This is a genomic window from Chitinophaga cymbidii (assembly GCF_007992715.1).
Lineage (GTDB): Bacteria > Bacteroidota > Bacteroidia > Chitinophagales > Chitinophagaceae > Chitinophaga > Chitinophaga cymbidii.
Genome location: NZ_BKAU01000001.1, coordinates 1,787,525 through 1,811,495 on the forward strand (window position 1 = coordinate 1,787,525; position 23,971 = coordinate 1,811,495).

At 54.3% G+C, this 23,971-nt stretch carries 19 protein-coding genes; 10 read left to right on the plus strand and 9 right to left on the minus strand.

Annotation, left to right across the window (positions count from 1 at the left end; translation table 11 throughout):
- Window positions 1-178: 178 nt before the first annotated feature.
- From CCY01nite_RS07285 to CCY01nite_RS07295, 3 genes are all read right to left on the minus strand, one after another.
- Window positions 179-1,654, minus strand: coding sequence for a glutamate synthase subunit beta (locus CCY01nite_RS07285; RefSeq protein WP_146859205.1), 1,476 nt, complete (start codon window positions 1,652-1,654; stop codon window positions 179-181).
- Window positions 1,655-1,745: 91 nt separating this feature from the next.
- On the minus strand, window positions 1,746-6,275 hold the full coding sequence (gene gltB, locus CCY01nite_RS07290; protein ID WP_146859207.1) for a glutamate synthase large subunit: 4,530 nt from the start codon (window positions 6,273-6,275) through the stop codon (window positions 1,746-1,748).
- A 299-nt stretch (window positions 6,276-6,574) separates the two neighbouring features.
- Window positions 6,575-8,113, minus strand: a complete 1,539-nt coding sequence (locus CCY01nite_RS07295) for a glycoside hydrolase family 10-like protein (protein WP_146859209.1) — start codon at window positions 8,111-8,113, stop codon at window positions 6,575-6,577.
- 160 nt (window positions 8,114-8,273) lie between these two features.
- Between CCY01nite_RS07295 and CCY01nite_RS07300 the strand changes: the two genes are divergently transcribed.
- Complete coding sequence (locus CCY01nite_RS07300) at window positions 8,274-9,437, plus strand: DUF3500 domain-containing protein (protein ID WP_146859211.1); 1,164 nt, start codon at window positions 8,274-8,276, stop codon at window positions 9,435-9,437.
- 143 nt (window positions 9,438-9,580) lie between these two features.
- Here the strand turns inward: CCY01nite_RS07300 and CCY01nite_RS07305 are convergent, their stop codons facing one another.
- The gene (locus CCY01nite_RS07305; RefSeq protein WP_146859214.1) at window positions 9,581-10,033 is read right to left on the minus strand and encodes a methylglyoxal synthase; all 453 of its coding nucleotides are present in this window, start codon (window positions 10,031-10,033) and stop codon (window positions 9,581-9,583) included.
- A gap of 18 nt (window positions 10,034-10,051) precedes the next feature.
- On the opposite strand from CCY01nite_RS07305, the gene CCY01nite_RS26605 reads away from it, so the two are divergent.
- From CCY01nite_RS26605 to CCY01nite_RS07325, 5 genes are all read left to right on the plus strand, one after another.
- Window positions 10,052-10,225: a hypothetical protein gene (locus CCY01nite_RS26605; protein ID WP_186830953.1), complete on the plus strand. Its 174-nt coding sequence runs from the start codon at window positions 10,052-10,054 to the stop codon at window positions 10,223-10,225.
- Window positions 10,226-10,422: 197 nt separating this feature from the next.
- On the plus strand, window positions 10,423-11,004 hold the full coding sequence (locus CCY01nite_RS07310) for a NifU family protein (protein ID WP_146859217.1): 582 nt from the start codon (window positions 10,423-10,425) through the stop codon (window positions 11,002-11,004).
- Between the two features lie 96 nt (window positions 11,005-11,100).
- Window positions 11,101-12,771 carry a PNGase F N-terminal domain-containing protein gene (locus tag CCY01nite_RS07315; RefSeq protein ID WP_146859219.1) on the plus strand — a complete coding sequence of 557 codons (1,671 nt, stop codon included), beginning with the start codon at window positions 11,101-11,103 and terminating at the stop codon, window positions 12,769-12,771.
- Window positions 12,772-12,778: 7 nt separating this feature from the next.
- Window positions 12,779-13,402, plus strand: a complete 624-nt coding sequence (gene pnuC / locus CCY01nite_RS07320) for a nicotinamide riboside transporter PnuC (RefSeq protein ID WP_146859221.1) — start codon at window positions 12,779-12,781, stop codon at window positions 13,400-13,402.
- Entirely contained in the window at window positions 13,399-13,914 is a 516-nt protein-coding gene (locus CCY01nite_RS07325) for an AAA family ATPase (protein ID WP_146859223.1), read from the plus strand. Before pnuC ends, CCY01nite_RS07325 begins: the two co-directional genes overlap by 4 nt.
- A gap of 154 nt (window positions 13,915-14,068) precedes the next feature.
- On the opposite strand, the gene mtgA is transcribed toward CCY01nite_RS07325, so the two are convergent.
- Window positions 14,069-14,809: a monofunctional biosynthetic peptidoglycan transglycosylase gene (gene mtgA, locus CCY01nite_RS07330; protein WP_146859225.1), complete on the minus strand. Its 741-nt coding sequence runs from the start codon at window positions 14,807-14,809 to the stop codon at window positions 14,069-14,071.
- 93 nt (window positions 14,810-14,902) lie between these two features.
- Between mtgA and CCY01nite_RS07335 the strand changes: the two genes are divergently transcribed.
- The gene (locus CCY01nite_RS07335; protein ID WP_146859227.1) at window positions 14,903-15,520 is read left to right on the plus strand and encodes an L-threonylcarbamoyladenylate synthase; all 618 of its coding nucleotides are present in this window, start codon (window positions 14,903-14,905) and stop codon (window positions 15,518-15,520) included.
- A gap of 65 nt (window positions 15,521-15,585) precedes the next feature.
- Here CCY01nite_RS07335 and CCY01nite_RS07340 read toward each other — a convergent pair whose 3' ends face one another.
- The 3 genes from CCY01nite_RS07340 to polA all read right to left on the minus strand — a co-directional run bounded on the left by CCY01nite_RS07340 (window position 15,586) and on the right by polA (window position 20,312).
- Window positions 15,586-16,731 (minus strand): C1 family peptidase, encoded by a 1,146-nt coding sequence (locus CCY01nite_RS07340; protein WP_146859229.1) that lies wholly within the window; start codon window positions 16,729-16,731, stop codon window positions 15,586-15,588.
- 51 nt (window positions 16,732-16,782) lie between these two features.
- Window positions 16,783-17,337 (minus strand): GNAT family N-acetyltransferase, encoded by a 555-nt coding sequence (locus tag CCY01nite_RS07345; protein ID WP_146859231.1) that lies wholly within the window; start codon window positions 17,335-17,337, stop codon window positions 16,783-16,785.
- A 155-nt stretch (window positions 17,338-17,492) separates the two neighbouring features.
- Window positions 17,493-20,312 (minus strand): DNA polymerase I, encoded by a 2,820-nt coding sequence (polA, locus tag CCY01nite_RS07350; protein WP_146859233.1) that lies wholly within the window; start codon window positions 20,310-20,312, stop codon window positions 17,493-17,495.
- 128 nt (window positions 20,313-20,440) lie between these two features.
- Between polA and CCY01nite_RS07355 the strand changes: the two genes are divergently transcribed.
- Window positions 20,441-20,800: an arsenate reductase family protein gene (locus tag CCY01nite_RS07355; protein ID WP_146859235.1), complete on the plus strand. Its 360-nt coding sequence runs from the start codon at window positions 20,441-20,443 to the stop codon at window positions 20,798-20,800.
- Between the two features lie 13 nt (window positions 20,801-20,813).
- On the opposite strand, the gene CCY01nite_RS07360 is transcribed toward CCY01nite_RS07355, so the two are convergent.
- On the minus strand, window positions 20,814-21,914 hold the full coding sequence (locus CCY01nite_RS07360; RefSeq protein WP_186830955.1) for a glycosyltransferase: 1,101 nt from the start codon (window positions 21,912-21,914) through the stop codon (window positions 20,814-20,816).
- A 438-nt stretch (window positions 21,915-22,352) separates the two neighbouring features.
- On the opposite strand from CCY01nite_RS07360, the gene CCY01nite_RS07365 reads away from it, so the two are divergent.
- Both CCY01nite_RS07365 and CCY01nite_RS07370 read left to right on the plus strand, forming a co-directional pair.
- Window positions 22,353-22,601 (plus strand): hypothetical protein, encoded by a 249-nt coding sequence (locus CCY01nite_RS07365; RefSeq protein WP_146859239.1) that lies wholly within the window; start codon window positions 22,353-22,355, stop codon window positions 22,599-22,601.
- 156 nt (window positions 22,602-22,757) lie between these two features.
- The gene (locus tag CCY01nite_RS07370) at window positions 22,758-23,897 is read left to right on the plus strand and encodes a formimidoylglutamase (RefSeq protein WP_146860934.1); all 1,140 of its coding nucleotides are present in this window, start codon (window positions 22,758-22,760) and stop codon (window positions 23,895-23,897) included.
- The last annotated feature ends 74 nt before the right edge of the window (window positions 23,898-23,971 follow it).

Sequence of the window (23,971 nt, forward strand, 5' to 3'; positions counted from 1 at the left end):
ATTCATAGGCATAGATTCCATAAGTGGGGTTTAACATTTTGAATCTTGGCGGGCCGGTATCTACCGCCCGCTTGTTTTTGGAGGATCACCCAAAGCAAAAGGCCGGGTAAAAACCCGGCCCGGCTGAAGGTTACAACAAAATCTAAACCTGCTTATGAGAAATCTTGAAAAAATCTTTTTAAATGGACAATGCCATCACCGAATGGTCCTTGCTTTCCAGCTGGGAGCTGCCCATCAGGAACTCGTCCACCTTCCTTGCACATTCCCGGCCTTCGCTGATCGCCCATACCACGAGAGACTGGCCGCGGCGCATGTCGCCGGCGGTGAACACCTTCGGAATGGAAGTCTGGTAAGCCTTTTCGGTCGCTTTCACATTGCCGCGGTCGTCTGTTTCCACACCCAGGTCGTCCAGCATACCTTTATGTTGCGGGTGGAGGAAGCCCATGGCCAGGAACGCCAGCTCGCAGGGAACTTCCCTTTCAGAACCCGGCACCTCCGAAAAGCGCGCCGGCCGGCCGTCTTCGCTGGAAGTCCATTGCAGGTCTACCAGCAGCAAACCTTTCAGGTTGCCTTTATCATCACCCACAAAAGCCTTGGTGGCAATCGCCCACTGGCGGTCGGCTCCTTCGTCATGAGAAGAAGAAGTTTTCAGCACCATGGGATAAGTGGGCCAGGGCATGTACGGCGTACGTTCGCCCGGAGGTTTCGGCAACAGCTCCAGCTGCGTGATGCTCACCGCACCATGACGGTTGGAAGTGCCCACACAGTCGGAACCGGTATCACCGCCACCGATCACCACCACATTTTTGCCTTTGGCAATAATATCTTCTCCTTCTACTTTTAAATTGCTGACACGTTTGTTCTGCTGCTTGAGGAAGTCCATCGCAAAATGCACGCCTTTCAGCTCACGGCCGGGGATCGTAAGATCACGCGGGATCGTGGAGCCGCCGGCCAGCACAACCGCGTTGTATTCACGCAGAAGGTCGTTCACACTAACGTTCACGCCTACGTTCGCATTGCACTGGAACACAATTCCTTCTTCTTCCATCAACGTGATCCTGCGGTCGATCACCCATTTTTCCAGCTTGAAGTCAGGGATGCCGTAGCGGAGCAGTCCGCCGGGCTTGTCGTCACGCTCAAACACGGTCACGTTATGGCCGGCGTAGTTCAGCTGCGCCGCCGCGGCCAGTCCAGCGGGACCGGAGCCGATCACCGCCACTTTCTTGCCGGTGCGTACGCGCGGCACTTTCGCTTTCGCCAGTCCTTTATCAAATGCGATCTCGATGATATGTTTTTCTATTTCCTCGATCGCTACCGGCGGCTGGTTGATGCCCAGTACGCAGGCGCTTTCGCAGGGGGCCGGACAAATACGGCCGGTAAATTCGGGGAAGTTGTTGGTGGACGTAAGAATATCATACGCCTCCTGCCAGTCCTTCCGGTATACGGCATCGTTAAATTCCGGGATCACATTGCCCAGGGGGCATCCGCTGTGGCAGAAGGGTACGCCGCAGTTCATGCAGCGCGCGGCCTGCTGGTTCAGCTTCGGCTCCGGGAAGCGTTCCACGAATTCATTATAATGTTTGATCCGCGCTTTCGGATCAGCCTTGCCGGGAAGCTCCCTTGTAAATTCCAGAAATCCTGTAGGTTTACCCATATCTCTTTGCCCCGTGAGGGGACGCTTTTTAAAAGTGAATCAAACCGTTCATCGCCTGCGCCCGTCCGGCGCACCGATGATGAAAACCGCGTCAGACCTTGTTCTTCACGCCTTTTTGCGCTGCCGCTTTCAGCGCCGCCTTGTATTCTTTCGGGAATACTTTCACGAAGTGACGGAGCTGGTTCTCCCAGTCTTTCAGGATGAACTTCGCCACCGTACTGTTCGTATAGGCGTGATGTTTGGTAACCAGGTCCTGCAGTTGCGCTGCATCTTCCTCGTCCAGCGGGTCCAGATCGATCATATCTTTATTGCAACGGCCGGAGAAGGTGCCATTCACATCGTACACGAAGGCGATACCGCCGCTCATGCCCGCACCAAAGTTGCGGCCCGTTTCACCGAGGATCACCGCCTTGCCGCCGGTCATGTACTCACAACCGTGATCGCCGGTGCCTTCCACCACTACGGTTGCGCCGGAGTTCCGCACGCAGAACCTTTCGCCGGCCTTGCCGCGGATGTATGCCTCACCGGAAGTAGCGCCGTAAAGGGCCACGTTGCCGGCAATGATATTTTCTTCAGCCTTGAAACCCGCTTCGGTAGACGGATAGAGCACCAGCCTGGCGCCGGACAGCCCTTTACCGAAGTAGTCGTTCGCCTCACCTTCCAGCTCCAGCATTACGCCTTTTGTATTGAAGGCGCCGAAGCTCTGCCCCGCGGAGCCATTGAATTTGAAGTGAACGGTATCTTCCGGAAGCCCTTCGCTTTTATAGCGCTTGGATATTTCGTTGGAAAGAATGGTGCCGATGGTACGGTCCGTGTTCTTTACCTTGAACTGTCCGAATACGCGGGTCTTGCTTTCCAGCGCGGGTTTGGCGGCTTTGAGCAGCTGCCAGTCCAGCACTTCTGCCAAACCGTGGTCCTGTTCTTCTACTTTGTACAGCGCGGTATCGTCGGAAGCCGGCTCGCGGTACAGGATCGGAGACAGGTCCAGGTGCTTGTATTTCCAGTGGGAAATATTATCCCGTACTTTCAGTGCTTCCACTTGTCCCACCATTTCCTGCACGGTACGGAAGCCCAGTTCCGCCATGATCTCACGGAACTCCGCCACCAGGAAGTGGAAGAAGTTCACCACGTGCGTGGGGTCGCCGGCAAAGCGTTTACGCAGCTCGGGGTCCTGTGTGGCTACGCCAACGGGACAGGTGTTCAGATGGCATTTGCGCATCATGATACAACCTTCCACCACCAGCGCGGCGGTAGCAACGCCCCATTCTTCGGCGCCGAGGAGGGTAGCGATGGCAATGTCGCGGCCGGTTTTCAGCTGGCCGTCCGTTTGCACGGTTACGCGGCCTCTTAATTTATTACGGACAAGTGTTTGATGTGTTTCCGCGAGGCCCAGTTCCCAGGGCAGGCCCGCGTGCTTGATAGAGCTGATCGGAGATGCGCCGGTACCGCCGTCGTGGCCGGATACCAGGATCACGTCCGCATGCGCTTTGGCAACGCCTGCGGCGATGGTGCCTACGCCGGCCTTGGATACCAGCTTCACGCTGATGCGGGCCGCGCGGTTCGCGTTCTTCAGGTCAAAGATCAGCTGCGCCAGGTCTTCGATAGAATAAATATCGTGGTGTGGCGGCGGGGAGATCAAACCTACACCAGGTGTAGCGTGACGTACCTTGCCGATCCACTCGTCCACTTTATGGCCCGGCAGCTGACCGCCTTCACCGGGTTTCGCGCCCTGCGCCATCTTGATCTGCAGCTCGTCCGCATTCGTGAGGTAATAGCTCGTTACGCCGAAACGCGCGGAAGCTACCTGCTTGATCGCGGAGCGCATGGAATCGCCGTTGGGCAGCAGCTCGTAGCGGATTTCATCTTCACCGCCTTCACCGGTATTGCTTTTCGCACCGATGCGGTTCATGGCGATGGCCAGCGTGGAGTGCGCTTCGTGGCTGATGGAGCCAAAGCTCATTGCGCCGGTAGCAAAACGTTTCAGGATGCTTTCAGCGGATTCCACTTCTTCCAGCGGCACAGAAGGACGGGTACGGTTGAACGTAAACATGCTCCTGAGCGTAGCGGCTTTTTCGCTTTGGTCGTTGACAGCCTTGGAATATTTTTTAAAGATGTTGTAGTCGTTCATCCGTGTTGAATACTGCAACAGGTGGATGGTGGTGGGATTGAAAAGATGGAACTCGCCTTTTCTTTTCCACTGGTACACGCCGCCGGTGTTGAGGCGCTGAACGGGCGTTTCCTTGCGGCCATAGCTCGTCCAGTGCTTTGCCAGCGTTTCCTGTGCGATCTGGTCCAGCCCCATGCCCTGAATGCGGGAAACGGCGCCGGTGAAGTATTTGTCAACAACAGATTTATTAATACCGAGTATCTCGAAGATCTGCGCGCCCTGGTAAGATTGCAGGGTGGAGATGCCCATTTTGGAGAAGACCTTCAGCAATCCTTCGCAGATCGCTTTGATGTAGTTCTTCTTCAGTTTGTCCACATCCAGGTCTGTCTGGATCTTGCCGTTGAGGCGCATGTCGCGGATAGTGCTCAGCGCGAGGTACGGGTTGATGGCCGTAGCGCCGAAGCCGAGCAGGCAGGCGATGTGATGCACTTCCCAAACGTCGCCGGCTTCCACAATCAGGCCAACCTGGCCGCGGTAACCTTTGCGGATCAGGTGGTGATGCACAGCGGAAAGCGCCAGCAGCGAAGGAATGGCGGCGTGCTCGGAATCAATGGCGCGGTCAGACAGGATGATCACTTCAAATCCGTCTTCCACCGCATCCACCGCATAACGGCACAGACGGGCGAGACCTTTTTCCAGGGAACCTGGCTTGCCGTCCGCCTTGAAATAAGTATGGAGCGTTTTAGCCTGGAAGATGCCGGTATCAATGCTGCGGATCTTTTCCAGGTCGTAATTGTTCAGGATGGGATGGGGGAGCGCAACGCTGTGGCAGTGCAGCGGATCTTCATCCAGCAGGTTGCCGTTGTTGCCCACGAACGTAGCGAGCGACATCACCAGTCTTTCCCGGATGGGGTCGATCGGCGGATTGGTCACCTGCGCGAACAGCTGCTTGAAGTAGCTGCTCAGGTGCTGCGGCTGATCGCTCAGCACGGCCAGCGGCACGTCCGTACCCATGGAACCGATCGGTTCTTTACCGTCGATCGCCATCGGCGCGATAATGGTTTCCAGGTCTTCCGTGGAATAACCGAAAGCGCGCTGGTATTTGAAGATCTGCTCCTGCTCGAGGTGCGTGAAGGTCACGCGCGGTTCGGGCAGCTCGTCGATGCGGATCTTGTATTTATTGAGCCATTCTGCATAAGGCTGTTGAGAGCAGATGGATTGTTTCAGTTCCTCATCACCAATGATGCGGCCCTGTTCCATGTCTACCACGAACATCTTGCCCGGCTGCAGGCGGCCTTTTTCTTTTACATTTTTCGGATCGATGGGTAATACGCCGGCTTCAGACGCCATGATCACGCGGTCATCTTTCGTTACCACAAAACGGGAAGGGCGGAGACCATTACGGTCCAGCGTTGCGCCGATCAGCTTACCGTCTGTGAAGGAAATGGAAGCCGGGCCGTCCCAGGGCTCCATCAGGGAAGCGTGATATTCGTAGAACGCTTTCTTCACCGGGTCCATATCCTCGTTGCCGTCCCATGCTTCGGGGATCAGCATCATCATTACATGAGGGAGGGAACGGCCGGTAAGGTTCAGCAGTTCGATCACATTGTCCAGGCAGGCGGAATCGGACTGACCATCTTCCACGATGGGGGAGAGCATTTCCATCTCTTCACCGGAGAAGTATTTGGTCAGGAAGCTGCTTTCGCCGGCGCGGAGCCAGTTGAGGTTGCCTTTGAGCGTATTGATCTCCCCGTTGTGCGCAATGAAGCGGAACGGATGCGCCAGCTTCCAGCTGGGGAAGGTGTTGGTCGCAAAGCGGGAGTGGATCAGCGCAAAAGCGGAAACGGCGCGCTCGTCGCGGAGGTCTGTATAATAATGACCTACCTGGTAAGTGGTCAGCTGGCCTTTATATACAATGGTCCGGGAAGACAGGGAAGCGAAATAGATCTCCGCTTTGTCTTTCGGAATGGAGTTGCGTACCGTTTTGGTAATATAATTACGCAGCACGAACAGCTTGCGCTCGAATTCGTCCTGGTCGGAGATCTGGTAAGGGCAGGCAATGAACAGCTGTTCTATTTCCGGTTCAACGGACAGCGCGGTTTCACCGATACCATCGGGACGAACGGGCACCTTCCGGTAGCCGAGAATGTCCAGGCCGATCTTTTCCGCACAGCGTTGTATGATCTCGCGGCACTCTTCGCGCCAGCGCGGTTCTTTCGGAAAGAATACCATCCCCACACCATATTTACCGGTTTCAGGGAGGCGGATACCGAGTTTAAGACATTCGGCATAGAGAAATTCATGGGGCATCTGGATAAGGATGCCGGCACCGTCGCCAGTAGTGCGTTCACATCCGCAGGCGCCACGGTGTTCCATGTTTTCCAGCATTGTTAAAGCATCCTGGATGATCTGGTGGGATTTGCGTCCCTTGATATGGGCGGTAAAGCCCGTACCGCAGGCATCATGTTCAAATTCCGGTCTGTACAAACCTTGCAATTGGCTCACTTCACGCATTGGCTTAGATTTTTTTTCCTTTATCAGATACCACTTCACGGCAGGCATTGCCTTTCGTGGAACAGTACCGTAATTGTCTTGGGAACGTTTAAAGATACTAATAGAATGCGGTATTTTTTACAGAACGTGCTATTAAACCCTAAAAATTTAGAAAAATATAAAAACGGGCGGGAGTTTATTTAAAAAATATCAAAAATTAAACGGTCATTTCGGGGCTGGCGGGCGCAAAAAAGGCGACGGCATAAAGATGAAAACGGCCTTCGGAGAATCCCCGCTAATGAAAATTTTGCCGTTGATGATCAGGGATCAAAGTGGAATTTCGGCCTGCCGCCGATGATTTCCATCCATAAAGGATAGCTCTGGAGGCTCTCGTTTTGCATACGGTCCAGCGCCGTAACCACATAAGTATATACCCGGCCTTTAATGTATGTGCGGTCCATCCATACGGGGTCCGGCATCTGCGGTACGATGGCCAGGATCTTTGTGGGATCGTTGAGGTTAGCGGGTTGTTGCGCATCGAAGCGGTATAATACATATTGACGGGTTTGTCCGGACGTATCATCGTCTGACCAGTGGATCTCCAATCCTTCCGGTCTTTCGAACGCATCAATAAAATAGGGGGCTTGTGGCGCTACATCGTCCAGCCAGGGCATGGTGGGGCGCAGGGCGGGGTAGCGGTAGAAATGGTTCCGCAGGGAATCCGTAAAGCCCAGGGGATTGTCCGCGAAGGATTTGGAGCTGTAGAAAATGCTGCCTTGTATGGTGTTCAGGGCGCGGGTGGCCTGTATCTGGCGGGGCATTTCCTGCGGGCTTCTCCAGCCGGCGGAGCTGCCGATGCGGTAGGGGGCGTGGCCAATATACATATGACGGCCGTACGCATGCTCCGCCCACCAGTTCACCAGCACTTCAAACGGCACCAGGCGGTGGCCGAATTCCCAGTAGAGCTGTGGCGCGAGGTAGTCGATCCAGCCGAGGCGCTGCCATTTGATCACGTCTGCGTAGAGGTCGTCGTAGTTGGTGAGGCTTCCGGTGGTGGGGGTGCCATCGGGATCTTTATCGCGGCTCCGCCATACGCCGAACGGGCTGATCCCGAATTTCACCCAGGGCTTTTCCGCCTTGATGGCGGTGCCCAGCATCTGTATGATCGTGTCTACATTCGAGCGCCGCCAGTCCGCCACATTTTTCCCGCGTCCGTACATGCGGTAGGAGCGGCTGTCCGGGAAGTCGCGGTTGGCAATGCGGTAAGGGTAGAAATAATCGTCGAAATGTACGGCGTCGATATCGTAGCGGCGGACAACGTCGCGGATCACATTGGTAACGTAGGTGCGCGCTTCGGGGATGCCCGGATCGAAGTATTTGTTATCGCCGTACGTCACAAACCACTGCGGTTGCAGGATGGAAATGTGATTGGGCGCTATCCTGGCCGTGCGGTAGTTGATCACGGCGCGGTAGGGGTTGAACCAGGCATGGAATTCCATTCCCCGTTTATGCGTTTCCGTGATCATGAATTCGAGCGGGTCGTAATACGGTGAGGGGGCGCGGCCCTGTGCGCCGGTAAGGTATTCGCTCCAGGGCTCGTATGGCGATGGATAGAATGCATCCGATGCCGGCCTTACCTGGAAGATAACGGCATTGATACCGTCGCGCTGGTAATCGTTCAGCAGTTCGATCAGCTCCCGTTGCTGTTCCGCGGTGCTCAGACCTTTACGGGAGGGCCAGTCGATATTGCTGACGGTGGCGATCCACACCGCCCGGAACTCCCGTTTGGGCGGCATCTGCGCCCTGCCTTGCTGTATAATGCCGCATATGATTAATCCTGCCAGAAGAGATTTCAACATTAACTGAACTGTTTTACCGGAAATGGTTATGCCCTAAAAAAGTGCGAAAATAAATGTCTGCGGCTAATTCCCAATACGGAAGCAGCTCATTTCCAGCAAAAGAAGCGCCATATTTTACAAGCGGTAAAAGATTTGTACTTTGTTGGAAGCATCCGCGGTTATGAAACGAAATCCTTTGCATTATGTTGTTGCGGCGTTGCGCCGGTTCTTCATCCGTGCTGTGCATCTCGCCGGCAACGTTATTTGCCGCCCGCAGCAGGCGTTGTACAGGCTCTTCTGCTTTATTGGAAATATTGGAAAGCCTCCTGCCGCTATTCTGCTTGTTTCCGGGATGCTTTTCCTGTATTCTTTTCCAGCCCTCGCCCAGTCCACTTCCCACGATATGGAGGTTGCCGCACAGCAGTTCATCCGCTCGCTGGATACTACATTACGCGCGCAGGCTTGTTTTTCCTGGGAGGATAATGAGCGGTTCAACTGGCATTTTGTGCCGAGGGAGCGGAAGGGGCTGCCGCTGAAAGCAATGAGCCCGGCGCAGCGGGATAAGGCGTACCGCCTGCTGAAGATCTGCATGAGCAACAGCGGGTACCTCAAAGCGCAGGCGATCGTGGCGAATGAAGAAATACTGCGGGCGCTGGAAGGCCGCGGAACAGATGACGGTTACCGCGATCCGGGGAAATATTACTTTACGGTCTTTGGGAACCCGGCGCCGGGGAAGCCCTGGGGCTGGCGCATGGAAGGCCACCACCTGTCCCTCAATTTTTCGGCGGTGGATAAAAGCCTCGTGGCCGGCACGCCCGCGTTCATGGGCGCCAACCCCGCCATCGTTCCGGACGGCCCCGCAAAAGGCCGGCAGATCCTGAAAGAAGAATCCTCCCTCGCCTTCGATCTGCTGCATTCGCTGGACAGCGGGCAGCTCCGGCAGGCGCTCATCCAGGAAAAAGCCCCGGCGGACATCATCACTGGCAATAAAAGAAAAGCCTGGCTGCTGGACCCTCCCGGCCTCGCTTACAGCCACCTCACAAAAGCGCAGCAACAGCAGCTGAAACGGATTGTGGCGGTGTATGTGGACAGATACACGAAACTGATGGCGGACATTCTCTGGAAAGAAATAACGGCCGCCGGCTGGGAAAACCTTCATTTCGCTTGGGCGGGGGCGCGGCAGTGGGGAGCAGGGCATTACTACCGCATTCAGGGACCCACCTTTGTAATAGAATATGATAACACGCAGAACAATGCCAACCACGTGCACACTGCGTTCCGGGATTTAAAGAATGATTTCGGGGAAGACATGCTGCAACAGCATTATGAGAGGTCGCACCGGTAAAAGGCGGAAAAGCGGAACGTCCGGGGGAAATCCCTCGGGACAAGGCGCGAACGCTACAGCGTGGTAAAAAGCAGGCTCCCACTGCTCTGCAACATCATGAACAAGTTTGTGGAATTTTGCCGGAAAGTCTTACTCCCGTGGGCCTAGACCTTTCTGCCGAGGTATTGCCCGTAATCCGGAAGAATGGCGTCATACTCCTGGTGCATCAGCGGCGAGGTCAGCAGAAAATCCGCGGAAGCCCGGTTGCTGGCCATGGGGATGTTCCATACCACACCGAGCCGCAGCAGGGCCTTGATGTCCGGGTCATGCGGCAAAGCCTCCATCGGGTCCCAGAAAAAAATGATCACATCTATTTTTCCTTCGGCCACCAGCGCGCCGATCTGCTGGTCACCCCCCAAAGGCCCGCTTAACAGCTTGCGGACAGACACGTCCAGCGTATCTTCCAGTAGTTTTCCCGTGGTTCCGGTGGCATAGAGCTCGTGGCGCTTCAGAACGGTCTTGTTATAAACAGCCCATTCCATCAGTTCCGCCTTTTTGTGGTCGTGCGCAATCAGAGCGATCCTTTTGCGTGCTTGCAGGGTCTTGGTTTGTACCATATCACAAAAATAATCAAATTGATCACAGTTGGATGGCCGTCCTCTGCGGGCAGTCTCCGCGCCAGCAGGCGTTCGGCGGACAACAATGATATTATTTTGCGCCACCTGCCGGAGACCTGCCTGCCGGATGCCGGACAAGGCCGGGAATCGGCCATGGTCACTGATGGAGAAGACCAGGTATGGTGGACGTGAGGTGGAGATGAGGTGGACTTGATCTGCCATTGACCCATGTTAATATCCTATCAGACAGGACTTCCGGCTTTTATCAGCCCCTGCGCCGGCGGCGGCAAAACAACAAAAAGAAGTTTCGACTGAAACTCCTGCCGTTGCGATTTAGCCCGGGAACTCTCGTCAAATTTTGCTAAATTTGCAGTAGAAAATTGTTAATAATGATTAAAACAGGAAATCCCATCATCAGTATCTATACGGAAATGACGCCAAACCCGGAAACGATGAAGTTTGTGGTGAACAAGCTCCTGTATCCGAATAAATCGATAGATTTCCCTGATGCGGCCAGCACCGGTCCGTCTCCCCTGGCGGCCGAGCTGTTCACGTTCCCCTTCATTCGTGGTGTGTTCATCTGCAGCAACTTTGTAACGCTTACAAAAACGGCTGAAACAGACTGGACAGATGTTATCCCGACCATCAAGCAATTCCTGAAGGAATACCTGGAAGATAACCGCGCGGTTATCAATGAAGAAGATATCGTGTCCAACATCACCCTGAGCGGCGATGAAACCGAAGTGGTGCAACGCATCAAGGAATTGCTCGAGAACTACGTGAAACCTGCAGTTGAAATGGACGGCGGCGCCATCCAGTTCAAGGATTATCACGAAGGTGTGGTAACCCTCGCCCTGCAAGGCTCATGTTCAGGCTGCCCCTCTTCCATGATCACCCTCAAAGCCGGCATTGAAGGCATGATGAAGCGGATGATCCCGGAAGTAAAGGAAGTGGTGGCCGAAGCAGAATAAGCCATAGTTGAGTGAATGATAGTGTTATAAGCGCAGCAGCAGGCTGCGCTTTTTTCGTTTATGATCCTTAGCTTTACAGCCTTCAAACAACCAGCTATGAGAGGAATTATCATCGCCTGTGCGCTGTGCCTGCTGGCAGCACCACTGTCCGCGCAGCAGGAAGCCGTGGTCACCTACGGTTTCCGCAATAACGGGAAGGCGTCCAGGGGAGAGCAGCAGCTGTACATCCGCGGTAACAGGATAAAAGTAGGAAATGCCGGCAGGCAGATGGAGCAGCAATTCCTGCAGCTGGCGGACAAAGCGAGCTACCAGGTACTGAAAAGTAACGGCGCCGTATATACGTTCAAAAAGCCGTTCAGTGAATATATCAGGCCGGAACTCCTGCCCGGCGTGGATACCATCCTCGGCATCCCCTGTAAAAAGGCAAAAGCGATCATCCGCTCCAACACCATCGAGATATGGTATACGGATGCGCTGAAAATAAAAGGCACGCCGAACATCACGGTGGCGCCGGGCCTCGGGCTGGTGCTGAAGATCGTGCGCAACGGCAATTCGGAGACCTTCGCCAAAAACATCGAATACCGCAAAGTGAGTGATGCGGAACTGGACTGGCCCGCGCAATGGGGGCGCATCGTGGACGAGCCCACTTACCAGCGCCAGATCATCGAAAGCAGGTATACCACCCTTACTATCTTTGACCGCGAGCAGATCAGCTTCGGCCATGAAATTAAAAACCCCGCAGATGATCAGCGGGATGTGACCTACCGTTTTTCCGGCGGCACGGTGATCCTCAAAAAAGTAAAGCTGCCCGCTGCAAGGCGCGGCCAGCAACTGTTTGCGGAGCTGGTGCAGTATTCCAACGGCGATGCGTACGACCGCACGGGATCTGTATTCATGATACCCGCGGACCAACCGCTTTCTTTCCTCAACGGACTGAAAGATGGCGTAGCCGCATTGCCGGTGTATGCCGGGCGTAACGGCAAAAAATACCAGGGCGTTGTTGCTACGGAAAACTATCTGCCGCCGCTGGAGCTGATGCGTTTCTTCACGCCTTTCGGCGTGCGGCATTTCAATGCGCAGGCAAAGATCAAAGGATACGACTGGGCGGATTCCGCGGTATACAAACAGGATATTACCGCGCTGCTGCCGCGCCTGCAGGGCGATGTGTGGATCGGCGTGTTCATCGGGAATTACGATAAAGGCGGGCACAAGGCCAGCCTTCAGTTCAAATACTATCCCGGTTTTGGAGATGGAGAGGCGCCGCCGGCGGAAAATAAAACCTGGCTGATGCCGGTTTTCAACAGCACGAATATCATGGAAATGGCGGGACAGGAGTATGGTACGATGTTCGACCAGGATTCGCTGACCGTTACGGTAGATATTCCCGCGGGACTGAAGAACCTGAAGCTGCGCTACATCACTACCGGCCACGGCGGATGGGGCGGAGGAGATGAGTTCAACCCGAAGCAGAACGAGATCTTCGCGGATGGCAAAAGAGTGTACCACTTCATTCCCTGGCGGGAAGATTGCGGAACCTACCGTTTCCTGAATCCCGCTTCCGGCAACTTTGGCTCCGGCCTTTCGTCTTCCGACCTGAGCCGTTCCAACTGGTGCCCCGGTACGCTGACCCTGCCGGTAGACATTCCGCTGCCTGACCTCGCGCCCGGAAAGCACACGCTGCAGGTAGCCATTCCTTTAGGTAAACCGGAAGGCGGCAGCTTCAGCGCCTGGAACGTGTCCGGTGTTTTGATCGCAGAAAAAGAATAATCCCTTCATGGAAAATATCTGGCAGGAAATTATGACGGGCTTCCAGCACATGACCTGGCTGGAAGCGGTCGCCGTGCTGTTCGGTGTGCTGAGCGTGCTGTGCTCGCGGCAGAACAGCGTGTGGGTGTACCCCACCGGGCTGGTAAGCACCGGCATCTATACCTATATGCTGGCGCAGCAGCATTTCAGGTTGTACGCGGAAGCGGCGCTGAATGCCTATTACTTCATCATGAGCGTGTACGGCTGGTATTACTGGGCAAGAAAGAACCCGGCAAAAAAAGAAACGGCTATAACGCGGATGGATAAACGTGAATTGGGTATCGCCACCGGCATTGCGGGTATCGGGTGGATCGTGATCTATACCCTGCTGCGCAATTTCTCCAATTCGGACGTGCCCGTGCTGGACGCCTTTGTGTCCGCCACCGCCTGCAGCGGCATGTGGCTGCTGGCAAAGCGCAAGGTAGAGAACTGGATATTCCTGAACATTTCCAACTTTGTGGCGGTGCCGTTGTTGTTTTACAAACATCTTGCGCTAACAGCGCTGCTCACCATTTTTTTATTCATCGTAGCAGTGACGGGATATTTCCACTGGTTGAAGATCTACCGTCAGCAGCAATTGGCAGAACATTGAAAAAAGTAGTGGTCATCGGTCCGGAATCTACCGGCAAAAGTACGCTCAGCGAACAGCTCGCCAGTCATTACAAAACGGTCTGGGTGCCGGAGTTCGCACGGGATTACCTGGAAACGCTCGGCCGTCCGTATACACAGGAAGACCTGCTGCGCATTGCGGAAGGTCAGCTGCAGTCGGAAGATGACATGGCGGTAAAAGCGAACGGGCTGCTGATCTGCGATACGGACCTGCAGGTGGTGAAGGTATGGAGCGAAGCGAAGTATGGCGATTGTGATCCACGCATTTTAGCGCTGATCGCCTCCCGGCAATACGATCTGTATCTGCTGACCTATATTGACATGGACTGGGTGGACGATCCCCTGCGGGAGCACCCCCATCCGGATGAACGGGCGCACTTCTATGCCGTGTACCGGGACATTGTGGTGAACGCGGGCCTGCCCTGGGCGGACGTTCGCGGGAGTTATGCGCAGCGGTTGCAAACAGCGATCGGAGCGGTAGATAAAATATTATAAGATGAGAAGATCAACGAGGTATATTCCGATGATCGTTTTGCTGGTATTTCTGGCGATAGCATTGATCATTGTGCTGGTAAGCAGATGATATCTTTTACGCAGGGATGGAAGGTGGCCGTTAGCCGGAATGCAGATAATTGCAGGGGTTGTTTTATCATGGCTTTTCCTTGCCCGAAGCGGGTTTCGGGTCCGTCACCAATTCCGCGATATCCGGGTCAGGCGCAATATTGCGCATCTGCAGCAATATCCTCCGCTGCCGCCACACGGTGATCCTGGCAGGCGGAACTACGGTATATTTAATAGGGTTCGGCAGGCAGGCCGCTATCATGGCCGCTTCTTCACGGTTCAGCCGCCCGGCGGGTTTATGATAATAATTTTGCGCCGCCGCTTCAATGCCAAAGATCCCTTCTCCCATTTCGGCTACATTGAGATACATTTCCAGGATACGCCGCTTGCCCCAGATATGCTCGATCATAAACGTAAAATACACTTCCAGCCCTTTCCGGAACCAGCCGCCATGCTGCCAGAGAAAAACGTTCTTGGCCACCTGCTGGCTGATGGTGCTCGCGCCGCGCATGTTCTTGCTTTTCCGGTTATGCTTCATCGCTTTTTCAATCGATTTGAAATCAAAACCATTATGGTCCGGGAACAGCTGATCTTCACTGGCGATCACCGCCAGCCGGGCATGCTGCGAGATCTCCTCCATATCCACCCAATCCTTTTGCAATGATTTATCCGTTCCCCACAGGCTGAACCAGCTGCTGATCATAGTAATGGTCACAGGCGGGTTCACCCAGCGGAGCAGGACGATGTACAACAGTTGCGCAATAAAAAGTACGATGAATATTTTCTTCAGTAACCTCCAGGTTCTGGGGACAATACCTTTTAATTTCATACCGGCCGGCAAGTTAGGAAGATTAATTCGTATTTTCCGGCAGGCAACCTTGCGCTGCCGCCGATTGTTATAACTGTAGCTAAAACCAGGATCATGCTGTTAGAACTTCACCCGCAGAACCCTCATCCGCGAAATCTGAAAACGGTCATCGAGTGCCTGAAAGACGGCGGGATCGTGATTTACCCGACCGATACGGTATACGGAATGGGCTGCGATATTTTTTCGGGCAGTGCGGTTGAACGGATATGCCGGATCAAGGGGATCGATCCGAAAAAAGCGCATTTTTCTTTTATCTGCTACGACCTCAGTCACCTGACCGACTATACGAAAAGTGTGGACACGCCGCTCTTCCGCATACTGAAGAAGGCGCTGCCGGGGCCATATACCTTCATCCTGCCCGCGAGCCGTCAGGTGCCGAAAATGCTGAAAGCAAAGCGAAACACGGTGGGCATCCGCGTACCGGACAACCTCGTTTGCCGCACCATCGTGAAAGAACTGGGAAACCCCATCATGAGCACTTCCCTGCCCATCGAGGAGTATGTGGAAGAGTATACGGACCCGGAGATCATCCATCAGAAATTCGGGCATCTCGTGGATATTGTGATCGACGCCGGCGCGGGCGGCTTAACGCTGTCCACCGTGATCGATTGTACGGGTGATGAACCGGAGCTGGTGAGGGAAGGAGCGGGAAGCTTTGAAGCGCTGGTGTAAAAGAACCGCCAAATAAAAACGGGGCGCACCATTGCTGATACGCCCCGCATCCATTCAAATATTTTTTACAATCCCATTTTCTTCGCAATATCTTTCGGGATCGCCTTTTTATTCACCATAAAACAGGTGGTCTTGTAAGCGAAATAAGGCATGGACGCAAAGAAATAGCCGTCACATTCATTCGCGGTGCCCCAGGAGTTCTTCACCCGGAAGAACTTGTTGCCCTGCTGGTCTTTCACGATGCCGGTGATATGCATGCCGTGATCGTCCTGCGTTTCAAAATTATCGAATGCCAGCTGGCGGTTTTCCTGCGTGATCACTTTTTCCTTTACGGGGCTGGTGAACAGGTCGCGGCGCTCGGCTTCCGTATAGTCCGCCCAGTCTTTTTCCGGCACGATCGCCAGGCCATCCTTGAAAGAAAATCCCCTTTCGCTCACATCCGCGGCCCAGGCCAGCGTGTAGCCGTTCAGCACGGCCTGCTCGGCGATGCTGGTGAATTCTTTCAGGGGAACGTTGTATACTTTTTCCCAGTTCCAGTTATCCGGCACTTCCAGCACGAACTGTTCGTAAAAAGGATGATGGGAGAAAGAAGAGATGATCACATAATCATCCGCATTCAGCCCAAGCTCTTTGGCGAAAGATTGCGGCGTGTATGTTTTACCGTTATACTCGAATTTCTCGGGAGTTGCGCCGATGTACGCATCCAGCACGCCATCGAAAGCTTTTTGCCAGTTGGGGTTGACTGCTTTGGCATCGCCGAGGCTTTTCACCATTCCTTCCAGCAGGCCCACCATTTCAGCGTGGTTGTAGGAATCTCCGCGGTTGCCGTCGTATGCTTCCTGCGGCACGAGGCCGTAGTTTTTCAGGCAAAGCAGGTCATCCGGAAAGCCGCCGCCTTCACCGAAGTTGGCTTTGCCGTGCATGCGCACATAGTTCGTTGCTTTCAGCGGGTACATTTTGCGCACCACGAACATTTCGCTCAGGTTCAGGTTTTTGCCTTTGCCGTTGCGCAGCAGCTCGGATTCAAAAAAGGAAAGCCCGGAAAAAGACCAGCAGGTGCCGGTTCTGCCCTGGTTCTGCACATCAAAGGCATCCTGGCTTTTGAGAACGGTGAATTGGTATTTGCTACCCTCTTTGTTGGTAAGGGTTGCATCCTGTGCAACCGCGGCCATGCTGAACAGCAGGGCTGCGCCAACCATCAATTTCTTCATGCGGTTTAGTTTGTTGTTAAATGATGACAGCAAATGTAATGGTAAAACGCATTATTGCAGCCCCGAGGATTGATGAGCGGTAGCGGCGGCCTCATATTGTTCCCGGGTGATCTCCCAGCGCCAAAGCTCCCCCACGTCCGTTCCGTTCACCGCACCGGCGAAGCGGAGGCCGCATTTCTGCAGCACTTTTACGGCCGCGTTGTACTCTTCCAGCGTATGCGCGATCACTTTGGAAACGTAAGGATGGCTGAATGCAAAGCGGATCAGGGCCAGCCCCATTTCTGTGGCGTATCCCTGCTCCCGGTAGTCCGGCGACACCTCATAGCCGATCTCCACAACCCCTTCGGGCGTGGGCCGGCCTTTAAAGCTGGCAGTGCCAATGAGACGATTATCAGCCTGGTGTACGGCCAGGTAAAAAAACCATCCCGTCAGGGACGGATCATTGCGTAATTTATCATAAGCCACCAACACCATTTCAGGATATTCGGTCCAATTTTCTGGCACGTCTACCCCCAACGTTTGGGCCAATGCTTCATTCCCGTGCAACAACGCCTCAAAATGCTGTAACGTGCAAGTCAACAATTGTAACCTCAAGGTTTGGATCATATGCGAAAACTAGTAAACGATTTTGGGAAAAACAAGGGGCTTACCGGGAAGTAACCAGAGATTTTTTATCAGGAAAAAAGACCGGCGGAATTGGTAAAGCGGGTGGACTAAATTGCGCCCGCATACAGCATTCCGCCGGCCTGTAAAAATCATTATCAGTGGGCCTCCAGCCAGTTTTTGCCGGTGCCGATCTCCGCTTCCACGGGCACGGCGAGCGGCATGGCATTCCGCATGCCTTCGATGATCAGCGGTTTGATGGTTTCCACTTCATCGATGTGGGCGTCGAACACCAATTCGTCATGCACCTGCAGGATCATGCGGGAGCGGAGGTTGTGTTCTTTGAAGGTTTTGTGCAGGGAGATCATGGCCAGCTTGATCATGTCTGCCGCCGTGCCCTGTATGGGCATGTTGATGGCGTTCCGCTCGGCATAACCGCGCACCACGGCGTTGGAAGAGTTGATGTCTTTCAGCCAGCGCTTGCGGCCCAGCAGCGTTTGCACGTAGCCGGTTTTCTGCGCGAACTTCACCTGGTCTTCCATGTATTTTTTGATGGAGGGATATTGGGTGAAATAGTTATCGATGAGCACTTTCGCCTCGCTGCGGGCGATGCCCAGGTTCTCGCTGAGGCCGAAGGCACTCACGCCGTAGATGATGCCGAAGTTCACGCTCTTGGCGTTGCGGCGCATGTCAGGCGTAACGTCCGCGATCTCCACGCCGTACACCTTGGCTGCGGTGGCGGTGTGGATGTCCAGCCCGCTGCGGAATGCCTCGATCATGTTGGCGTCTTCGCTGATGGCGGCGATGATGCGCAGCTCGATCTGTGAATAGTCCGCGGAAAGCAGCGTGTATTCAGGGTTCCGCGGCACAAAAGCCTTGCGCACTTCGCGGCCTCTTTCCGTGCGGATGGGAATATTCTGAAGGTTCGGGTTGTTGGAACTCAGCCGTCCCGTTACCGCCACCGCCTGGTTGTAGGACGTGTGCACCCGCTGTGTGCGTGGGTTGATCATTAACGGCAACGCATCTACGTAAGTGGATTTCAGCTTGCTCATTTCCCGGAACGTGAGGATGTTTTCCACGATGGGATGTTTGCTGGCGAGCTTGGAGAGCACGTCTTCTCCGGTGGCGTACTGGCCGGTGCGGGTTTTCTTGGCCTTGGGGTCCAGCTGCAGCTTTTCGAACAGCACTTCCCCGAGCTGTTTGGGTGAGGCGAGGTTGAAGCGTACGCCGGCTTGCTGGTACACGCTTTCCTCCGCTTTGCGGATCTCGGTTTCCAGCTCGCGGGAGTAGTCCGCCAGCGTTTGCGTATCTATTTTGATGCCTTCATATTCCATGTCGGTCAGCACCTGCACGAGCGGATTTTCCACATCGTAAAACACTTTTTCCACTTCGCGCTCTTTCAGCAGCGGCTGGAATTTGCTTTTCAGCTGCAGGGTGATGTCCGCATCTTCGCCCGCATATTCCTTGACCTTTTCAATTTCCACGTCCCGCATATTGCCCTGTCCTTTTCCCTTTTTGCCGATGAGCGTTTCGATGGAAACCGGCATGTACTGGAGGTACTGGGCGCTGAGCAGGTCCATGCTGCGGCGGCCTTCGGGCTCAATGAGGTAGTGGGCGAGCATGGTGTCGAAGAGCTGGCCTTTTACCGCAATGCCGTACCATTTCAGCACGATCATGTCGTATTTGATATTCTGGCCTACGAAGACAACGTCTTCGCGGTCAAAGACGGGCCTGAACCGTTCGAGGATATCGCGTACGGCGGACTGGTCCGCCGGCAGCGGCACGTACCAGGCTTCGCCAGGTTTCACGGAGAAGCTCATGCCCACGATCTCGGCGATGTTGGGATCGGTGCCGGTGGTCTCGGTGTCGAAGCAGATCTCCTTTTCCTTCATCAGCGCGGCCACGAGGGCGTCATATTTTTCGGGCGTATCCGCCAGTTCGTAGTTGTGCGGAGTGTTTTCGATGTTCTTGTCCGCCGCCAGCCCGAAATCCAGCGTTTCCGCTGCGGGTGCGGCCACAGGTGGGGCGGGCGCTTCGGTGGCGTTGCCGAAGAGGTCCGTCTGCACCGGTTTTCCGGCAGCGGGCTCGGCGCCGAGGGCGCTGTAGCCTTCTCCGAGTATCCTTTTGCCGAGGGTCTGGAATTCCAGCTCCGCAAATATTTCCGAGAGCTTTTCCCTGTTCAGTTCCGTGCAGCAGTAATCATCTTCATGAAAGCTCACCGGCACGTTGGTGATGATGGTGGCCAGCTTTTTGGAGAGGATGGCGCTTTCCGCGCCGGCGCGGATCTTCTCGCCCATTTTGCCGCTGATCTTGTCCGCGTTCGCCAGCACGTTTTCCAGCGAACCCCATTCCGCCAGCAGTTTCATGGCGGTTTTCTCGCCCACGCCGGGAATGCCGGGGATGTTGTCCACCGCATCGCCCATCAACCCGAGAATGTCTATTACCTGGTTGACATCTTTGATCTGCCAGCGCTCGCAAACCTCTTTGGGGCCGAGCACCTCCACTTTGCTGCCCAGGTAAGGCGGCTTCCAGATGAACACATTATCTTTTACCAGCTGGCCATAATCCTTGTCAGGCGTTACCATGTATACTTCATAACCCTGCGCGGCGGCCTGCCAGGCCACGGTGCCGATGATGTCGTCCGCTTCATAGCCGTCCACTTCCAGCACCGGGATGTTGAACCCTTCAATGATGCGTTTGATGTCCGGCAGCGATGAAAGAATATCTTCCGGGGCCTCTTCGCGGTTGGCTTTGTAATCCGCAAAATCCGTATGCCGCTCGGTAGGGGCATGCGTATCGAATGCCACTGCTATGTGTGTGGGTTTTTCCTTGTTGAGCAGGTCCAGCAACGTAGTGGTAAACCCGAACTGGGCATTGGTGTTGCGCCCCTTGCTGGTGAGCCGCGGGTTCCTGATCAATGCATAATAGGCGCGGTAGATAAGCGCCATGGCGTCTAGTAAGAAGAGTTTTTTGCTCATGCGGTAAAAGTAAACAATTACCGTTATGCGCAACACCGGATTTCCTAATTTTGCGCCTGGAAACCAGAACGGTTTGCCGGATAAAGCGGGATGCCCGTCCGGCAAACGGAACGACAAACAATTATCGAATGAAGAGGATGTATTATTTATCGACCTGCAGCACCTGCAAAAAAATACTGGAAGAAACGAACGCAGTAGGAAAGGGGTTTGCGTTGCAGGACATCAAGAAGGAAAAGATCACGCCGGAGCAGCTGGACCAGATGAAGGAAATGACCGGCAGCTATGAATCGCTTTTCAGCAGGCGCTCGCAGAAATACAGGCCCATGGGGCTGGATGAGCGGGACCTGACGGAGGAGGAATACCGGTCGCTGATCCTGGAAGAATATACTTTTCTCAAACGCCCGGTGACCATTGCGGGCAAAAAGATCTTCGTGGGGAACGATAAAAAGACGGTGGAAGCGCTGAAAAATTTCGTTAATCAATCGTGAATGCCGCTTTTTTCTAAAGCGTTTTTACGAAGTCCGCCACTACTTTTTTATAGGCTTCCATGTCCTGCCCATGTTGAAAAGTGGCAAACGGAAAAGATTTAACATTTTCTAAAGCTTTGGCGAGCGTGAACTGATGCTGAGGCACGCTGTAGAAGTAGCCCTTTTCCATCAGGTATCTGCCGAGGTATTCCTGCTCGGACTGGCCGGGCGTGGGGATGAGGATGGCTTTTTTGCCGAGCTTGGCGAGGTCCATCAGCGTGGTGTACCCGGAGCGGCTCAGTACCATGTCCGCCGCCAGCATGGCTTCGTTCAGTTCTTTTGCATTGAGGTGGCTGACCTGCCAGATGCCCGGCGCCACTTCTTTTTTCTCCGCCTGGTCAGGCCGGCCGCTCACTACGAGGGCGGAAATGCCGGGCATTTGCTGCAGCTGGGCCAGGAGCAGTTGTTCCAGGTTGGTGCGCTGTGGCTCGGGGCCGGAGATCAGGGCAAGCAGATCGTATTTGCGGGGCACGCCGGCGATGGGCTCGAAGCGGGACAGGCAGCCGAGGTACGTCGTATTTGGTGGGAGGCTCGTGGGATGGGCCAGTTCGCCGCTGAGGTTGGGCTCGCCCGCGAAATCGGGTATCCAGCAGGCGGAATACCGGCGGATGAACCGGTAGTTGATCTGCTGCAGCAGGCGCTCGGTAAAGCCGCCGAATGGCGTTTTGATGAGCAGCTGGTGGGAGATGAAAATACAGGGGATGTCCCGATGATAAAGCCCGAAGCGGTTGTCAGAGATCACGGCGTGAATGCCAAGCTCCGCCACTGTTCTGCGCAGCCAGGCCTGCTCGTACTGCACGGCGCGCCAGATCTTGGGGATCTGCCGGATGATCTTGAGGCCGAAAAAGAGGCCCTTTTGGGAATAGCGGATGTTGTAGCCGGGCAGGGGAAGAATGGTGAGCTGCGGGAACTCCCGGGACAGCAGGGCGGCGTGCTTTCCTTCAGCAGCAATAACCACCTCGCAGCCAGCGTTTAATAGTTCGTGGATCAGCGGAATGTCGCGCGTGGCGTGACCAAGCCCCCAATCCAGCGGTACGATGAGGACTTTTTTTTGCACCTGGGAGTATGTGGACAAATAAATAGAAATTTTTTGCGAAAATAGTTTAATTTAGAAATGACCATTGTTAAGAAAAGGTAAACTCTCTCATCGTACGGCTGACTTTATTGAAGATTTTCTATCATGCAATACGGAACGACCGGGCAGAGAAGTTTCCCGAAAGAGGGAATAAAAGCAGAGAAAATAAACTGCCCGGTAAAAACAACGATGAACAGATGAAAAAGTTTAAATGGTTATTATTATTTTCCCTTTTCGTAGGGAGCGTAATGTGGGAAGGTTGCAGCGTGTTGAAGAAAAATGATTGCGGATGCCCATCCAGTCCCAAAGGGCGAATGAGACATTAAAAAATCAAACACACTATACCTGGCTCGAACTGAAAACCTGAAAAGTAAAACAGGGAGGGTACACGTTATGAACAATGTCAACAAAAAGAGAAACTATCAAACGTAATTAAGCATGAAGCCTGTAGAGAGGGATTTACTCATCTTGTTACATGAAGACCGTTACAACGAGCAGGAGATCCAGCACGAAGTGAAACAGATCAGCGATATGTTATCGTCTGTTGAAACCATGGAATACCTGACAAGCGCCACAGAAGTGGCCGACTGTAACAGGCATCGCGTCAGCAGCAAGCGCCGCGTGCTGGAGCGTGCGTTCTTCCGCAAGGAACCCAAAGCATTTGAGTTCATCATCCACAAAAACTAACCGGTTTTTCCTGTCTGTCCGGCCGGTAAATCCCGCCCTCATTTCTGTCTTATCTATTCACGCGGCCCGGTCTCTGCATCGACCGCCAGCATATACCCCTGTGTTTTTTTCTGAAATTCTTGTTGTAGGTTTGCGACCAAACCAATATCCGTTGTGATGATAGATTTTACGCACTTACAAGACTTCCTGACGCCGGTTTCCAAAGCACAGCTGAATGACGATGAAGTTTATGACGACCTGCAGATCGGCCGGATGATCGATCTTTATGAAGACGATCACATCCCCGACCTGGACGCAGCGGACGTAGTGCTGCTCGGCGCGAACGAAGCCCGCGGCAACGGCATGCCCAACAGCAAAAAATCCACTCCGGACATCATCCGCCGGCAATTCTACAAACTCTATCACTGGCACCGCGATGTACGCCTCGCGGATGCGGGAAACCTCCAGACAGGCCGCTCCGTAGCGGATTCCTACGCCGCCCTGAAAGCCGTGGTCACCGAACTGATAGACGGCGGCAAAACGGTGATCATCCTCGGAGGCTCCCACGACCTAACCTACGCACAATACCAGGCCTACGCCACCAAGAAATATATCATCGAGGCTACTGTGGCGGATGCGTTGATAGACCTGCAGGAAACCTCCTCGCTCCGGTCAGAACGCTTCCTGCTGGACATGTTCATGGAACAGCCCAATTACCTCCGTCACTATAATCACATCGGCTTCCAGAGCTACTTCGTGCAGCCGCGCATGCTCGAAACGCTGGACAAGCTGCGGTTCGACTGCTACCGCCTCGGCAAGGTACGCGAGAACATCGAGGAGATAGAACCGGTGCTGCGCAATACCGACCTGTTGAGTGTGGACATCAATATGATCAAACACACGGATGCGCCCGCCAGCTCCCTTTCCCCCAACGGCTTCAGCGGCGAGGAAGCCTGCGCGCTTTCCCGCTACGCCGGCATGAGCGCACAGCTCAGCACCTACGGCATTTACGGATACAACCCGGAAAAAGACAAAGACGACCTCACCGCCAAACAGATCGCGCAGATGCTCTGGTACTTTATGGACGGGCGTTCCGTAAAGAACAAGGAAGCACAGCTGACCGAACGCGAATCCTTCCTGGAATTTCATATAGCCTTTACCGATATAGACACCGTATTCCTGAAAAGTAAAAAAACAGGCCGCTGGTGGATGCAGCTGCCGGACAAGGAATTTGTTCCCTGTGCGTACAGCGATTACCTGCTGGCCAGCAATAACGAGATCCCCGAGCGGTGGCTGCGCAGCCAGGAGCGGTTGTAACTCCGGCCAAAGTAGTCCCGCGCCATGATGGTATTGAAAAAGCCGGGGAAAAAGCGTTTATTGTGAAAACAAAT

Excerpts from the sequence above, each read along its gene's own strand:
- CCY01nite_RS07285 (WP_146859205.1), bottom strand. The coding sequence starts at position 1,654 with ATGGGTAAACCTACAGGATTTCTGGAATTTACAAGGGAGCTTCCCGGC.
- CCY01nite_RS07370 (WP_146860934.1), top strand. The coding sequence starts at position 22,758 with ATGATAGATTTTACGCACTTACAAGACTTCCTGACGCCGGTTTCCAAA.
- CCY01nite_RS07305 (WP_146859214.1), bottom strand. The coding sequence starts at position 10,033 with ATGGTACAAACCAAGACCCTGCAAGCACGCAAAAGGATCGCTCTGATT.
- CCY01nite_RS07340 (WP_146859229.1), bottom strand. The coding sequence starts at position 16,731 with ATGAAGAAATTGATGGTTGGCGCAGCCCTGCTGTTCAGCATGGCCGCG.
- pnuC (WP_146859221.1), top strand. The coding sequence starts at position 12,779 with ATGGAAAATATCTGGCAGGAAATTATGACGGGCTTCCAGCACATGACC.
- CCY01nite_RS07345 (WP_146859231.1), bottom strand. The coding sequence starts at position 17,337 with ATGATCCAAACCTTGAGGTTACAATTGTTGACTTGCACGTTACAGCAT.
- CCY01nite_RS07310 (WP_146859217.1), top strand. The coding sequence starts at position 10,423 with ATGATTAAAACAGGAAATCCCATCATCAGTATCTATACGGAAATGACG.
- CCY01nite_RS07295 (WP_146859209.1), bottom strand. The coding sequence starts at position 8,113 with ATGTTGAAATCTCTTCTGGCAGGATTAATCATATGCGGCATTATACAG.
- mtgA (WP_146859225.1), bottom strand. The coding sequence starts at position 14,809 with ATGAAATTAAAAGGTATTGTCCCCAGAACCTGGAGGTTACTGAAGAAA.
- CCY01nite_RS07300 (WP_146859211.1), top strand. The coding sequence starts at position 8,274 with ATGAAACGAAATCCTTTGCATTATGTTGTTGCGGCGTTGCGCCGGTTC.
- CCY01nite_RS07365 (WP_146859239.1), top strand. The coding sequence starts at position 22,353 with ATGAAGCCTGTAGAGAGGGATTTACTCATCTTGTTACATGAAGACCGT.
- CCY01nite_RS07315 (WP_146859219.1), top strand. The coding sequence starts at position 11,101 with ATGAGAGGAATTATCATCGCCTGTGCGCTGTGCCTGCTGGCAGCACCA.
- CCY01nite_RS07335 (WP_146859227.1), top strand. The coding sequence starts at position 14,903 with ATGCTGTTAGAACTTCACCCGCAGAACCCTCATCCGCGAAATCTGAAA.
- gltB (WP_146859207.1), bottom strand. The coding sequence starts at position 6,275 with ATGCGTGAAGTGAGCCAATTGCAAGGTTTGTACAGACCGGAATTTGAA.
- polA (WP_146859233.1), bottom strand. The coding sequence starts at position 20,312 with ATGAGCAAAAAACTCTTCTTACTAGACGCCATGGCGCTTATCTACCGC.
- CCY01nite_RS07355 (WP_146859235.1), top strand. The coding sequence starts at position 20,441 with ATGAAGAGGATGTATTATTTATCGACCTGCAGCACCTGCAAAAAAATA.